Raw genomic sequence first — 13574 nt, 5'->3', positions numbered from 1 at the left:
GAGCGCAGGGGCTGAAGCCATGAGCGATCTTCATGCTTTACCCCGCGTCCTGATCTCGGCCGCCCACAAGTCTTCGGGCAAGACCACCCTCAGCCTTGGCTTGTGCGCGGCTTTGCGGGCCCAAGGGACGGTGGTGCAGCCCTTCAAGAAAGGCCCGGATTACATCGATCCGATGTGGCTCGGGCGGGCCGCTGGTCGGCCTTGCTACAACCTCGATCCGCACTTGATGAGCGCGGACGAGATCCGCGCCTTGGTGCTCAGCCGCTGTGTGGCGGGGGGGGGCGATTTGGCCCTGATCGAGGGCAACAAAGGCTTGTTCGACGGTTTGGCGCTCGACGGTAGCAACAGCAACGCGGCGCTCGCCCATCAGTTGGCGGCGCCGGTGGTGTTGGTGATCGATGCGCGGGGCATGACACGCGGTATCGCGCCCTTGTTGTTGGGCTACCAAGCCTTTGATCCGGCGCTGGCGCTGCGGGGGGTGATCCTGAACCGGGTGGGTGGTTCTCGTCATGAGTCCAAGCTGCGCGCGGTGATCGAGCATTACACCGACATGCAGGTGTTGGGCGCGGTGCCCGAAGATCCGCGTCTGGCGATGACCGAGCGTCATTTGGGCTTGGTACCGGGCAACGAGGCCGAGGAGGCCGACGCCGTCATCGCCCGCATTGCCCACGGCGTGGCTGCCAGCGTGGATCTGGCGGCGTTGCTGGCGTTGGCCCGAAAAGCTGTGGATGTCGCCCCGAATGCCCCCGCATGGTCGTGGTCCGGCTTGATCCAAGCGGCTGAAACGGCCCCGGCGACCAAGCTGCGTCGTGATCTGCGTATTGGTGTGGCCATGGACCGTGCCTTTGGTTTTTATTACCCGGACGATGCCGAGGCTTTACAAGCGCTTGGGGCCGAACTGGTGCCTTTTGACACCGTGAACGACACCAACTTGCCGCCACGGCTCGACGGCCTGTTCATCGGTGGGGGGTTTCCGGAAACCTCGGCCCATGCGTTGGCGGCCAATGCCGGCTTGCGCAGTCAGATCCGCCAAGCCATCGAAGCGGGTCTGCCGACTTACGCTGAATGCGGCGGCCTGATGTATCTGGCGCGCGGTTTGAGCGTCGATGGTCAGCGTCATCCGATGGTGGGGGTGATTCCGGGCGAGGTCGAGATGCATGCTCGTCCCGTGGGACGTGGTTATGTGGCCCTTGAAGCCAGCGCCGATCACCCTTGGGGCGTGCCGCAGGGGACGGCGGTTCGAGCCCATGAGTTTCATTACTCCAGCTTGCACTTGGCCGGGCCGGGGCCGACGCTCGAACACCCGGTGCGCTTTGCTTGGCGGATGCGTCGCGGTCACGGCATCGACGGTCAACAAGATGGCTTGGTCATCCACAATCTGCTGGCTTCGTACAGCCATTTGCGTCGGGTGGGTGGTTGCGACTGGCCGCTTCATTTCATCGCCAAGGTGCAGCAAGTTCGGGACGAGCGCGCTCGGGCTGAGCTCCTTGGCCCTTCGTTGTTCTCTCATTCGGCATCTCTTGCCTCTTTGGTTTCGCTGGAAGGAGCCCTTTCATGATCACTTTGACACCCGCTGCAGCCCGACAGATCCACGCGGCCTCGGAACAAAACACCATGGACGAGGGACTGGCCCTGCGGGTGGCGGCCCACATGGCGCATGACGGCTCAATCGAGTTCGGCATGGGTTTTGACGAACAGCGCGACGGTGACCATGCCTTTACCGACAAGGGGGTGAACTTGCTGGTCGGCAAGCCCAGTCAAGTTTTGCTTTCGGGCACGGTGCTCGACTTTGTCGAAGTCGAGCCCGGTGATTTCCGTTTTGTCTTCGAGGCGGGCGCTTGTGATGCCAGCGCTGCGACACCGTCCTCGGGAGGCGCTTGTGGCAGTGGTGGCTGCCAACGCTGCGGAGGTGCTTGATGACGAACAGCACGACGAACAGCACGATGGGCGAAGTTTTCTTGGTCGGCACCGGCCCGGGTGACCCGGATTTGTTGACCTTGCGGGCGCTGCGCTGCATGCAAGCGGCCGACGTGGTGCTCTACGACAACTTGGTGTCCGAGCCGATTCGGGCCCTTTTGCCCGAAGGCATTGAGCGCATCTATGTGGGCAAAGAGCGCGCCAACCACACCATGCGGCAGCAGTCGATCAACGAGCTGATGGTGGAGCTGGCCAAGAAGGGTCGGCGGGTCCTGCGGCTCAAGGGCGGCGACCCCTTTGTGTTCGGGCGTGGGGGCGAGGAAATCGAAACCTTGGCCGAGAACGGCGTGCCTTTTCAGGTGGTGCCGGGCATCACCGCCGCGTTGGGCGTGGCGTCGTATTGCGGCATTCCGCTCACGCACCGCGACCACGCGCAATCGGTAACCTTCGTCACCGGCCATTTGAAGGACGGTTCGATGGATCTGGACTGGATCGCCTTGGCACGCCCACGTCAGACGGTGGTGATCTACATGGGGCTGCTGGGCTTGCCGGTGCTTTGTGAGCAGCTCATTGCCCATGGCCGGCCGGCCGAGACGCCCGCTGCGGTGATTCAGCAAGGCACGCAGCCGAGTCAGCGGGTCGTGACCGCGACTTTGGGCACCTTGCCCGATCGGGTCAAAAACGAGGGGTTGGAGCCTCCGACTTTGATCATCGTTGGCGAGGTAGTGAGCCTGCACGACAAGCTCAAGTGGTTTCGCCCGGATCAAGCCCTCGATCAGCGCCTTTGATCAGAGCGGATGGTGATGGCTGGGTGGGGGACGCGGCGCGTCATGCAAGGGCGTGACCCCGTGCTCCACGGCGTAGACCGCCGCTTCCACGCGCGACGACAGATTCAGCTTGGCCAGAATGTGGCGCACGTGCAGCTTGACGGTGTCGTGGCTGATGTCGAGAGACTTGGCGATCGCCTTGTTGCTGCGCCCGCTGGCGAGGTATTGCAGGATCTCGCTTTCGCGCTCAGTCAGGCGCACCGCCTTGTTTTTGCTGGTGTCATGCTGGCCGTGACGCAGCAGGTTCGAAAGCTTGGCCGACATGGCTGGGGCCACGACCATCTCACCTCGGGCGCAGCGTTGGATGGCCGAGATCACATCGTCCGGATCCATGTCTTTGAGCAGATAGCCCCGAGCGCCAGCGCGTAGCGCTTCGCCCATGTCTTCTTGGGAGTCGCTCATGGTCAGGATCAGCACGGGGGTTTCAAAACCCTCGCTGCGGATGCGGCGCAGCAGCGACAAGCCGTCAAGCATCGGCATGCGCAGGTCCATGACGATCAAGTCAGGTTGGCGTTGTGTTAGCAGAGCCAAGGCCTCGTGCGGATCCCCGGTGGCGCCCAGAACGTTCATGCCGGCTTGGGCTTGCAACAGTTCGGTCAAGCCACGGCGGCACAGACTATGGTCGTCGATGAGAATCAGACTCAACGGGGCTTGGGGGGGAATCATCATGAGGTGTGGTCCACCAAAGCCAAGCGATGAGCGTTGGCCGGGATGAGCAGGCGCAGCCACGTGCCCCCTCCCGTTTGTACACGGCGGCCCATTTCGAGTTTGGCGCCGATGTGGTGGGCTCGCTCCAGCATCAAGTGCATGCCGTAACTGACCGAGGCGGCTTTGTCCTCTGGCAGACCCACGCCGTCGTCTTCCACGTGGATGCAGCACACCCCTTCGGGCTCCTCGGTGATCGTGATCCAACCGCTGCGCGCTTGAGCGTGCTTGACGATGTTGCTCAGCGCTTCGCGCACGATATGGAAGACCTGTCGTTCCTGTTCTGGATGCAGGCGCAAGTGCGGACTTTGGTTGTCGAGATGCAGTTTCAGATCGGAGAGTTCGTCGAGTTCTTCGATCACTTGGCGCAGCGCGACATCCAAACCGCGCGGATCCATGCTGGTGCGGAAATCGGTGATCAGCTCCCGAACACGGGTATGGGCCTCGGCCAAGGAGCTGTCGATGTCATCGATATAGCGTTCGGTCTGGCGGGTGTCTTGCTTGTTCAGGGCACCGCGCAGCATACGGGTGCGCATGCGCAACCAAGTCAAGGATTGGGCCAAGCCGTCGTGAACTTCGCCGGCCAGCATTTGACGTTCGCGGGTCAGGCTGTGATGGAGCACTTTCTCGGACAGGATGGCGTTGTCGATGGCCAGTCCCATCATGTCGCCCAAGGCGGGTAGCAGCAGCGACAAGGCTTCGGGGACCACGCCGTCGTGGTCGAAAAAGAGATTCAAAACCCCGCAAGGGATATCGCCATGGTGCAGGGGCAGCACAAAGATGCGTTCTTCGGCGGCATGGTGCAGATCCCGGGCACAGGCACAGGCACTGGGGGCGCTGCGGGCGGTGTCGTGGGTAAGGACGTCTTGGCAGACCCGGCAGTCATCACCGCCTCGCATGTGGTTTTGCAATTGAAGGCCTGCCGGGACGCCCACGGCGGCGATGAGATGCAGGGTGCCATCTTCGGGTTCGAGCATGCGCAAAGCGGCTGCCCGGGCTCCAGAGAGACTGACCACCGCGCGCAACAAGCGTTCAACCGGGACACGGAGATCCGGAGTATCCATAAATCACTACCTTGTGATGGTTTGAGCCGCCAACGACACCAGCCGCCGGATTCTCCGCATGAACACGATGGTTCCGCAATGTGGCTAACCCAGCCTACCCAAATGGGTAGGTTGTCAGGCTGCCCGTGACGGGCATAGACGCTGTGACAGCCTCTTGCGCCTAATGAGTGCCATTTCCCGGGTTTGTTTCTTCCTGCCGAAGTTTTTTCGAGCGTCACGCTATGCCCCTGCACGATCCGATCACACCGCCCTTGCCTGACGCGCAAACCGAGGTGAAAACCACCACTTGTTACATGTGCGCTTGCCGCTGTGGCATTCGGGTGCATTTACGCAACGGTGAGGTGCGCTACATCGAGGGCAACCCCGATCACCCGCTCAACAAAGGCATCCTTTGCGCCAAGGGCTCGTCGGGGATCATGAAGCAGTACTCCCCGGCGCGGCTGACCCAGCCACTGCGGCGCAAAGCAAGTAGCGAGCGCGGCGCGGGCGAGTTTGAGGCCATTTCTTGGGATGAAGCTTTTGACATCCTCGACAAGAAACTGACCCATTTGCGCGCCACCGATCCGAAGAAATTTGCGCTCTTTACCGGCCGCGATCAGATGCAGGCGCTCACCGGCTTGTTTGCTCGCCAGTTCGGCACGCCCAACTACGCAGCGCACGGCGGTTTTTGCTCGGTCAACATGGCTGCCGGGATGATCTACACCATCGGCGGCTCGTTCTGGGAATTCGGCGGGCCCGACTTGGAGCGCGCCAAGCTGTTCGTGATGATCGGCACTGCCGAGGACCATCACTCCAATCCGCTCAAAAGCGCCCTTGGGCAGTTCAAGCGCAACGGTGGCAAGTTCATCGCCATCAACCCGGTGCGCACCGGCTACGCCGCGATTGCGGATGAATGGGTGCCGATCAAGACTGGCACCGACGGGGCCTTGATGCTGGCCATCATCCACGAGTTGATTGCGCTGGGCCTGTATGACCGCGAGTTCTTGGTGCGCTACACCAACGCTGGTCAGCTGGTGAATCTGGACAAGGACAGCGATGAATTCGGCTTGATGATGCGCAACCCCGCAGGCGACATCATCAATCCGCTGCGGCCACACAACTTCTATTGGTGGGACCGGCATGGCGACAAGCCGGTGGCCGATCACACCGAAGGGGCCGATCCCAACTTGCTGGGCCATTTCATCATGCCCGATGGCACCGAGGTCAAGCCGGCTTTTCAATTGCTGGCCGATCGGGTCAAGAGCTGCACGCCTGAGTGGGCTGAGAGCATCACCGGGATTGCCGCTGACACCATTCGGCGCCTTGCGCATGAGATGGGCATCACGGCGCGCGATCAGAAGATCGAGTTGCCCATCGCTTGGACGGACTGCTGGGGCAAGAGCCACGCCACGGTCACGGGCAATCCGGTGGCCTTCCATGCCATGCGCGGGCTGGCAGCGCATTCCAACGGCTTTCAGACCATCCGTTCGCTGGCGATCCTGATGTCGCTGCTCGGTACCATCGATCGCCCGGGCGGCTTTCGCCACCGGGCGCCGTACCCACGTGCGGTGCCGCCCAACGCCCGGCCGCCCAAGGGGCCCGCTTCGGTCAAGCCCAACACGCCCTTGGACGCGCCACCCCTCGGCTGGCTCGAGTCCCCAGAAGATCTGTTTGTCGATGCGGCGGGTGAGCCTGTCCGGCTGGACAAGGGGTTTTCGTGGGAGCACCCGCTGTCGGTCCACGGCTTGATGCACAACGTCATCACCAACGCTTGGCGTGGTGATCCGTACCCGATCGATACCTTGCTGCTGTTCATGGCCAACATGGCGTGGAACTCCAGCATGAACACCTCGGCGGTGCGGCGTATGTTGGTCGATAAGCGGGCTGATGGCAGTTACAAGATCCCGTTTTTGGTGGTGTGCGACGCCTTCCATTCCGAAACCACCGCCTTTGCGGATCTGGTGCTGCCTGACACCACTTATTTGGAGCGCCATGACGTGATGTCGATGCTGGATCGGCCGATCTCGGAATTCGAAGGTCCGGTCGATTCGGTGCGCATCCCGGTGGTGCCCCCCAAGGGGGAATGCAAGCCTTTTCAAGAGGTCTTGATTGAATTGGCTGGGCGGCTCAAGTTGCCCGCCTTCACCACCCCAGAGGGTGGGCGCAAGTACAAGGACTATCCCGACTTCATCGTCAACTACGAAACGGCTCCGGGCTCGGGCATCGGTTTTCTGACCGGATGGCGCGGCAAGGACGGCGAGAAGGCGATGCGGGGTGAGCCCAACCCGCAGCAGTGGGAACGCTACGCCGAGAACAATTGCGTCCATCACCACCATCTCCCGCCGGCGTTGCAGTACATGCGCAACTGGAACCGCGACTACATGCAGTGGGCCCAGAGCGTGGGCATCCGGCGCGACAACGATCCGATCACCATCCATCTGTATTCCGAGTTTTTGCAGCGCTTCCGTCTCGCCGCCGAAGGCAAAACCCAAGGCAGGCAGCCGCCAGATCACTTGCGTGAGCGGGTGGCAACCTATTTCGATCCACTGCCTTTTTGGTATGAGCCGCTGGAAATGCGGCAGACCGATGCCACCGAATACCCGCTCAACGCGGTGACCCAGCGACCGATGGCGATGTACCACTCGTGGGATTCGCAAAACGCTTGGCTGCGCCAGATCCACGCCCACAACGCCTTGTTCGTCAACACCCGCACGGCCTTGGATCAGGGCATCCAAGATGGGGATTGGATCTGGGTCGAGTCGCCGTGGGGCAAGGTGCGTTGCTTGTGCAAGCACTCCGAGGCGGTTGAGCCGGGGACGGTCTGGACTTGGAACGCCATCGGCAAAGCCAAGGGCGCGTGGTCGCTCAGCCAGGACGCCAACGAGTCGCAAAAAGGCTTCTTGCTCAATCACTTGATCAGCGAAGAGTTGCGCGCTGATGATCAAGGACGACGTTTTTCCAACTCTGATCCGGTGACCGGCCAAGCGGCTTGGTACGACGTGAAGGTCCGCATCTGCAAGGCGGATGCTGAAAACCCGCTGCAAACGTGGCCGCAGTTTGACGCCCAGCCGAGCTATCCCGGCATGACGCAGGTCGTGCCGACGTGGCGCGCTTGGTTTGCCGGCAGCAGCAAAAACCGCGAAGGAGGCGCGCAATGACCCAACTGGCGCTCGTGATCGACCTGAACGTCTGCGTCGGCTGCCATGCCTGCGTGACCAACTGCAAGCAGTGGAATACCTCCGGCGCCGCTGGCCCGCTGGTCGATCAGAACCCCTACGGCAAGGACCCAACAGGCACTTTCTTCAACCGGGTGCAGACCTTCGAAGTCGGCGAGTTCCCGAACACCCAGACGGTGCACTTTCCCAAGTCCTGCCTGCACTGCGAGGATCCGCCCTGCGTGCCGGTCTGCCCGACCGGTGCGAGCTACAAGCGCAAGGAAGACGGCATCGTCTTGGTCGATTACGACAAGTGCATTGGCTGCAAATACTGCTCGTGGGCCTGCCCCTACGGCGTGCGTGAACTTGATGAGCAGCGCCAAGTGATGACCAAGTGCACGCTGTGCGTCGACCGAATCTACAACGAGGCCTTGCCGGAGGCTGAACGCAAGCCTTCGTGCGTGCTGGCTTGCCCGGCGGGTGCGCGGCTGTTTGGCGATGTGCACGATCCAGCCTCAGAGGTTTCGACCGCCATCCGTGAGCGCGGCGGCTATCCCTTGATGCCTGAGGCGGGCACCCAGCCGTCCAACCACTATCTGCCCCGTCGCAAGACGGTGATTCCGATCAAGGCGGATCAACTTTTGCGTGCCGACAACCCCCTGCATCTCGACGGTCACGCTCCCGCTCTTACGGGCACCGGGGCGCCTCTGGACGCCGATTGGGAACATTGAAGCGAGAACTCTGCGATGCATCCTGCGTTTTCTGTGGTGTTGCTCACCACCTTGATCGGTGCCGCCCAAGGCCTGATGTTGGGTTTGGTGGGGATCGAATCTTTGGCCCGATTGCGTGCCGATGTCTTGCCCCACGCTTTCTTGATCGGGGGCAGTGGCCTTGCGTTGGTGCTGGCGGGCTTGGGTTTGCTGGCCTCTTTTTTCCATTTGGGCCACCCGGAACGCGCTTGGCGGGCCATCGCTGGCTGGCGTACCTCGTGGTTATCGCGTGAGGTGATCGTGCTGCCGGCCTTCATGGGCATGACGGCGCTTTACGGTTTTGCCCATCACGTGGGTCTGGGGCCCACCTTGGGTTTGGGTGCGGTGGTGGCCCTGCTGGCGCTGCTGCTCTTTGTGTGCACCGGCATGATTTATGCCGCCGTGAAAGTCATCCGTGAGTGGGCCAGCGTTTGGACGGTGATCAACTACACCGTGCTTGGGATGACGTCAGGGTTGTCGCTTGCTGCGGCCTTGGCCGCTTTCACAGCGCCCGTGCTGGTGCCCGGACTCAGTGCTGCGGCCTTGGCCAGTTTGTTGCTCGGGGCCTGTACACGGGCGGCCTCCCTGTGGCGCAATGCGCATCTGAAGCCCAAGAGCACGCTTCAAAGCGCTATCGGCGTGCGGCACCCTCGGATTGTGCAAAAGAGCCAAGGCTCGATGGGCGGCTCGTTCAACACACGCGAGTTTTTCCACGGGCGACCGAGGGCTTTTGTCCAAGGGGTGTTTTGGTCAGCGGTTTTGGCGGCGTTCGTGCTGCCAGCGCTGCTCTTGGGCAGCGGCATCACCTCCGCCGCTGGCTTGGTGATGATCTTCGGGGTGCAGTACGTGGGTTTGCTGGCCGAGCGCTGGTTCTTTTTCGCTCAAGCCAATCACCCGCAAAACCTCTACTACCAATCGGTGGCCTGATGACGATGCCGTCACGTCCTCTGGGTTGGGGTCTGCTTGGTGTCATGGCCGTTCTAGCGTTTACCAGCTCGGCGGCCGTGGCGGCCGTGGCGGCTGTGAGCGTGCTATCGACTGCTGATGGATCTTGGTGGCTTTGGCCGCTGGGCTTGTTTGTGGTGTGCTTTTTGCTGGGGATCGTGGCGGTGCCTGCGGGGGTGGGTGGCGGCGTGCTGTTCGTGCCGATCGTTGGTGGCTTCTTCCCGTTTCACCTTGATTTTGTGCGCGGCGCAGGTTTGCTGGTGGCGTTGGCCAGCGCGTTGGCTGCGGGGCCTGATCTGTTGCGCGGCGGCTTGGCGAGCTTGCGATTGGCCTTGCCGCTGGCCCTGCTGGCTTCGGTCAGTTCCGTGGTGGGGGCTTTATGTGGGTTGTCCGTGCCAGCTGCTACGGTCAACATCCTTCTCGGCGCGACCGTGCTTGGGATCGTGCTCTTGATGTGGATGGGCAAGAAGGATGATGTGCCCCATCGACACGATCAAGACGCCTTCTGGCGTCCTCTGAATATTGCGGGCCTTTACCATGATTTTGCGCGTGGGAAGGATGTGGCATGGCGAGCTTCAAATATAGGGTTGGGCATCGTTTTATTTGCAGGGATTGGTTTTCTCGGCGGCTTTTTTGGGGTTGGGGCCGGCTGGGCCAATGTGCCGGCCCTGAATCTGGTGATGGGGATCCCCATCAAGGTTGCTGCTGCCACCAGTGGTTTGATCTTGGCCTTATCGAGTTCGAGTGCCACATGGTCGTATCTCAGCGCTGGTGCAATCATGCCGATCATTGCGGTTCCTGCTGTGGTTGGCATGATGCTGGGTGCCCGGATCGGTGTTCGATTGCTGACCGTTTTGGGCGCCTCCCGGATTCGACAAATGGTGATGGGCTTGCTGCTCTTTGCCGGGCTACGCGCGCTGTTCAAGGGTTTGGGTGTTTGGGTTTAAGCAACCGATAGGTCAGGAAGGGTCCAGAGATGAAGAAAAACGTATATGCCTCCCCCGAGCAATTACGCTATGCCGACATCTTGGGGCGAGGGACGTTGATCGGACTGTTGGGTTTGGTGGTGCTTTTTGGCCTGTACACGATGGGCTGGATCACACCACATGTGCCTCTAGAGCAGCTGCCACAGCTTTGGAACTTGCCGGTACGTCGTTATCTGGCTGCCACCGGACAGGCCCCGGGATGGGACTGGCTGCACTTGATTCACCGAGGCGATGTGATCAATTTGCTGGGCATCGCTTGGCTGGCGAGCGTTTCCTTCCCGGCCTTGCTGGCGATCTTGATCATGTCTGTGCGGCGGGGTGATCGTGCTTTTGCGCTCATGGTTGCGCTGGAGATGGGGGTGCTGGCCTTGGCCGCATCCGGTATCTTCGGTGGCCCACATTGAGGGGGATTATCCTTGCCGATCTTCAGGAGTCCGGAGCGATGAGTCACCCCTTCATGCGTCCTTTGCTGGCAACGGAACATACCGAGTACGACGAGGGTGCTGAGCGTTTAGCCATCGCCTTGGCTGGACGCTGCGGGTTGGATTTGCGCGTGGTCATCCCGGTGGTCAGCAATCCAGAATACGAAACCATCGCACCCTTGCTGGCCGCACAAATTGAGCACGAAGCAGCGATCAAGCTCCGTGCCATCCGCGCGCGCGGTGAAGAAGCGGGCCTCACCCTTGAAACCGTCGCCAGACGCGGCGAGGAGCCGTGGCGTGAGATCGTCGCCGAAGCTCAGTTGTGCGGCGCCGATCTGTTGATTACTCGCCGGCGTGGCCGACGGGGTGTGTTGGCCAACCTGTTGGTGGGCGAGATGGTGAGCAAGGTGGCGGCGCATGCGCCGTGCTCGGTGTTGATGGTGCCGCGCACCGCCCGCCTTTGGTCAAAGCGCGTCTTGGCGGCGGTGGATGGCTCAGCGGTGTCGGCCAGTGTGGGCCGCGCAGCGGCGGGTATCGCCGCTGCTTGTGGGGTGCCGGTGAGTTTGTTGGCGGTGCTGAGCGATGAACGCGATGATGAACGTGCTCGTTTGCAAGCCACCTTGGATCAGGTCCGGGCGTGGATGGTGCGGGATCATCCCGGGCTTGAGGTGAACGCTGAATGGCTGATGGGTCGTGCCCATGAAGTGATCTTGGCCCAAGCTCGGGCGAGCGGCGCTGATCTGATCGTCATGGGCCGACGGGGTGAAACAGCCTTGGAGCGTGAGCTGCTGGGACGTACTGCCGAGCGGGTCACGGGGCTAACGGAGGGAGCGGTGCTGTTGGTGCGGTATGGATCGCACATTGACCAAAATCCACGTTCGTCGGTGTGGTGAGTACGGGATGTTGTTCGCCGACGCCAAAAAACTCCAAGCGAATCTCAACCCGGCGGCTTTCTTCCGCTGTTTTCTTGCCGTCGTTGAAGGAATATCCCCCGACGACAAACAGATCGCGCACCTGGAGTTTTTGCGAGTCGCTCAAAAGGGCCTCGCCTTTCTCGGCAAACAAGGCGCACAGCACCCGCTGGCTGCGTTGTAAGCTGAGGTTGATGTTGCTCAGATAGGTGCCGGTGGTGTCGGTATAGCCCTCAATCACGATTTTTTTCAGCAAACCCCGACTCTGTGGCGCATCGGCCAGGTTGAGTATTTCGGCGGCGAACTGGCGCAGCACCCCTTCTTGACTGGGGCTCAGCGTGGATTGCGCAAAAGGGAATCGGGCCCGTTCACCGAAATTGACGATATGCCGACCTTTGTCCACCTGCACGCCTTCGTGCTCGTCGAGGGATCGGCTCAGCTCATCCATGAATTGGCTCAAGGCTTGGGCGTGTTTTTTCTCTTTCTTCTCTTGGTCGTTGATGGGTTTGGTGATGACCAGCAAAGCGGCCATCATGGCCACCATGAAGAGCACCATCAAGGCGGTCATCAGGTCGGAAAACGAGATCCAGAAGGGCTTTTCGGCTTCTTCCCGACCTCGGCGTCGAACCGCAACGTGGGTGTTGAACATGATCTCAGACGCGGTTTTTATCGACAGCGGCTGGACCCAGATCACCCAGCGAAGTTTGCAGGCGCTGATGGGCCTCGGTTTGAACGGCGACTCGGTGACGCAGGTTTTCGATAAAGGCCTGATGCTGGGCGTTGATGATTTCTTGGCGAGCGTTCATTTTTTCCAGCGTCTCAGAAATACGCTGGCCAAAGCCCGACATCACATCACTCAGCATCTCCGTGCTCACGCCTTGGGACTGCTGGCTGCTGACGGCCACGGTCAGCGCATCGAGAGAGCTTTTGAGGTTCACCTGCAAGCTGCGATCAATCGAGTGGCTGATGCCAGAGCCACTTTTCTCGGTGGCTTCGATTTGCTGGCGGATGAATTCTTTCTGGTGATCCAGCAGTTGTACGTTGTATTCACGCGTGACCTTGATTTGGGTGATGGTTAATTCACGCAAGATATTTTTAAGGTCATGGATCAACGCATCTTTAAGTATTTTGGATTGGTGCGCTGAATCTTCAGAAGCTTTGACCAAGCGTGCTAAATATTCTTCGCCAGCACCCGATTCAAACTGAGCATCGATGAAGTTGGCAATTTCATCGGTGATGCGATACATGGACGATAAAAGCAGTTTCTCAAGGAATGTCACCACCATCGCTATACTGATGGCCGCCGCCGAAACATTGAAGGCATCCCCCACCGATTTGGTCAGGGCTTTGAGGCCTTCCTGCATTTTTTCGGGGTCACCGGGGTTGAATTTCTCCAGCCCATCGATCAGGCCGAAGAATGTGCCGATGATGCCGATGCCGGTGAAAATCCCTGGGAGATGCTTGAAGAATTCGGTGCTGAGGCGGCTGTCGATGACGGCTTGGGTGTTGAAGTAAACCTCAGCGGGCACCGTGGCGCGATAGCCAACGATCTTGGGTTGACCATCCCAGTCTTCGCGTACTTTATGCAAGGAGTCCGCATACTCTTTCCAGATATGGGCCATTTCAGCATCTGCCGAAAAGATCTTGCGCAACTCACCCGGATGGGTTCTGCCTTCGATTTTTTTCAGTTGTTGCCAGATTTGCCACAGGCGTAACCAATGCAACACACCTGGCAAAAAGAAAAGACCGAGGAAGACAGCCGCAAGGACAAAAAGACTGACGGCGGTGACAACAACGATCAACATGACACGGGTCATTCCCTGGATTCGAGATATTTCATTATCCCGAGTCAAAGCGGCGCTGCGTGTCGCGTCCCCGGTAGTTGTTGCACAAGTTGACGACTGAACCGAAAAC

Annotated in this window: 13 protein-coding genes; 9 read left to right on the top strand and 4 right to left on the bottom strand. The window is 60.5% G+C overall.

The genetic code is table 11. The features are described from left to right. The first annotated feature begins 19 nt into the window (after positions 1–19). From AB3X39_RS00535 to cobA, 3 genes are read left to right on the top strand one after another with little or no spacing between them, the layout of a single operon-like run. Entirely contained in the window at positions 20–1558 is a 1539-nt protein-coding gene (locus AB3X39_RS00535; protein ID WP_369415395.1) for a cobyrinic acid a,c-diamide synthase CobB, read from the top strand. Continuing rightward, positions 1555–1917: a HesB/IscA family protein gene (locus AB3X39_RS00530; RefSeq protein WP_369415394.1), complete on the top strand. Its 363-nt coding sequence runs from the start codon at positions 1555–1557 to the stop codon at positions 1915–1917. The genes AB3X39_RS00535 and AB3X39_RS00530 overlap by 4 nt, the downstream gene beginning before the upstream one ends. Next, complete coding sequence (gene cobA / locus AB3X39_RS00525) at positions 1917–2705, top strand: uroporphyrinogen-III C-methyltransferase (RefSeq protein ID WP_369415393.1); 789 nt, start codon at positions 1917–1919, stop codon at positions 2703–2705. The genes AB3X39_RS00530 and cobA overlap by 1 nt, the downstream gene beginning before the upstream one ends. Here the strand turns inward: cobA and AB3X39_RS00520 are convergent, their stop codons facing one another. Both AB3X39_RS00520 and AB3X39_RS00515 read right to left on the bottom strand, forming a co-directional pair. Continuing rightward, complete coding sequence (locus AB3X39_RS00520; RefSeq protein ID WP_369415392.1) at positions 2706–3413, bottom strand: response regulator; 708 nt, start codon at positions 3411–3413, stop codon at positions 2706–2708. Beyond that, positions 3410–4513 carry a sensor histidine kinase gene (locus AB3X39_RS00515; protein ID WP_369415391.1) on the bottom strand — a complete coding sequence of 368 codons (1104 nt, stop codon included), beginning with the start codon at positions 4511–4513 and terminating at the stop codon, positions 3410–3412. Before AB3X39_RS00515 ends, AB3X39_RS00520 begins: the two co-directional genes overlap by 4 nt. A gap of 221 nt (positions 4514–4734) precedes the next feature. Here AB3X39_RS00515 and AB3X39_RS00510 point away from each other — a divergent pair, with 221 nt between their 5' ends. The 6 genes from AB3X39_RS00510 to AB3X39_RS00485 are packed head-to-tail and all read left to right on the top strand — an operon-like array spanning position 4735 to position 11642. Further along, positions 4735–7650: a molybdopterin oxidoreductase family protein gene (locus AB3X39_RS00510; protein WP_369415389.1), complete on the top strand. Its 2916-nt coding sequence runs from the start codon at positions 4735–4737 to the stop codon at positions 7648–7650. After that, the gene (gene soeB, locus AB3X39_RS00505; RefSeq protein WP_369415388.1) at positions 7647–8378 is read left to right on the top strand and encodes a sulfite dehydrogenase subunit SoeB; all 732 of its coding nucleotides are present in this window, start codon (positions 7647–7649) and stop codon (positions 8376–8378) included. The genes AB3X39_RS00510 and soeB overlap by 4 nt, the downstream gene beginning before the upstream one ends. A 15-nt stretch (positions 8379–8393) precedes the next feature. Continuing rightward, positions 8394–9323, top strand: a complete 930-nt coding sequence (locus tag AB3X39_RS00500; protein ID WP_369415387.1) for a dimethyl sulfoxide reductase anchor subunit family protein — start codon at positions 8394–8396, stop codon at positions 9321–9323. A 5-nt stretch (positions 9324–9328) separates the two neighbouring features. Beyond that, complete coding sequence (locus AB3X39_RS00495) at positions 9329–10288, top strand: sulfite exporter TauE/SafE family protein (protein WP_369415385.1); 960 nt, start codon at positions 9329–9331, stop codon at positions 10286–10288. A 29-nt stretch (positions 10289–10317) separates the two neighbouring features. Further along, positions 10318–10731, top strand: coding sequence for a hypothetical protein (locus AB3X39_RS00490; protein ID WP_369415384.1), 414 nt, complete (start codon positions 10318–10320; stop codon positions 10729–10731). A gap of 38 nt (positions 10732–10769) precedes the next feature. Continuing rightward, complete coding sequence (locus AB3X39_RS00485) at positions 10770–11642, top strand: universal stress protein (protein ID WP_369415383.1); 873 nt, start codon at positions 10770–10772, stop codon at positions 11640–11642. Here AB3X39_RS00485 and AB3X39_RS00480 read toward each other — a convergent pair. Together AB3X39_RS00480 and AB3X39_RS00475 are read right to left on the bottom strand one after the other, a co-directional pair. Continuing rightward, a complete protein-coding gene (locus AB3X39_RS00480) occupies positions 11560–12309 on the bottom strand; it encodes an OmpA/MotB family protein (RefSeq protein ID WP_369415382.1) in 750 nt (249 codons plus the stop codon). The two genes, AB3X39_RS00485 and AB3X39_RS00480, sit on opposite strands and share 83 nt — an antisense overlap. A 4-nt stretch (positions 12310–12313) precedes the next feature. Further along, on the bottom strand, positions 12314–13465 hold the full coding sequence (locus AB3X39_RS00475; RefSeq protein ID WP_369415381.1) for a hypothetical protein: 1152 nt from the start codon (positions 13463–13465) through the stop codon (positions 12314–12316). Positions 13466–13574: the final 109 nt, after the last annotated feature.

The sequence above is a fragment of the Leptothrix ochracea genome, from assembly GCF_041083635.1.
In the GTDB taxonomy this organism is placed as follows: domain Bacteria; phylum Pseudomonadota; class Gammaproteobacteria; order Burkholderiales; family Burkholderiaceae_C; genus Sphaerotilus; species Sphaerotilus ochraceus.
This window is presented reverse-complemented; position numbering and strand designations above follow the sequence as displayed.

What these genes read in the sequence shown, in the direction of transcription:
- AB3X39_RS00535 (WP_369415395.1), top strand. Translation starts at nt 20, where the DNA reads ATGAGCGATCTTCATGCTTTACCCCGCGTCCTGATCTCGGCCGCCCAC.
- AB3X39_RS00530 (WP_369415394.1), top strand. Translation starts at nt 1,555, where the DNA reads ATGATCACTTTGACACCCGCTGCAGCCCGACAGATCCACGCGGCCTCG.
- cobA (WP_369415393.1), top strand. Translation starts at nt 1,917, where the DNA reads ATGACGAACAGCACGACGAACAGCACGATGGGCGAAGTTTTCTTGGTC.
- AB3X39_RS00520 (WP_369415392.1), bottom strand. Translation starts at nt 3,413, where the DNA reads ATGATGATTCCCCCCCAAGCCCCGTTGAGTCTGATTCTCATCGACGAC.
- AB3X39_RS00515 (WP_369415391.1), bottom strand. Translation starts at nt 4,513, where the DNA reads ATGGATACTCCGGATCTCCGTGTCCCGGTTGAACGCTTGTTGCGCGCG.
- AB3X39_RS00510 (WP_369415389.1), top strand. Translation starts at nt 4,735, where the DNA reads ATGCCCCTGCACGATCCGATCACACCGCCCTTGCCTGACGCGCAAACC.
- soeB (WP_369415388.1), top strand. Translation starts at nt 7,647, where the DNA reads ATGACCCAACTGGCGCTCGTGATCGACCTGAACGTCTGCGTCGGCTGC.
- AB3X39_RS00500 (WP_369415387.1), top strand. Translation starts at nt 8,394, where the DNA reads ATGCATCCTGCGTTTTCTGTGGTGTTGCTCACCACCTTGATCGGTGCC.
- AB3X39_RS00495 (WP_369415385.1), top strand. Translation starts at nt 9,329, where the DNA reads ATGCCGTCACGTCCTCTGGGTTGGGGTCTGCTTGGTGTCATGGCCGTT.
- AB3X39_RS00490 (WP_369415384.1), top strand. Translation starts at nt 10,318, where the DNA reads ATGAAGAAAAACGTATATGCCTCCCCCGAGCAATTACGCTATGCCGAC.
- AB3X39_RS00485 (WP_369415383.1), top strand. Translation starts at nt 10,770, where the DNA reads ATGAGTCACCCCTTCATGCGTCCTTTGCTGGCAACGGAACATACCGAG.
- AB3X39_RS00480 (WP_369415382.1), bottom strand. Translation starts at nt 12,309, where the DNA reads ATGTTCAACACCCACGTTGCGGTTCGACGCCGAGGTCGGGAAGAAGCC.
- AB3X39_RS00475 (WP_369415381.1), bottom strand. Translation starts at nt 13,465, where the DNA reads ATGTTGATCGTTGTTGTCACCGCCGTCAGTCTTTTTGTCCTTGCGGCT.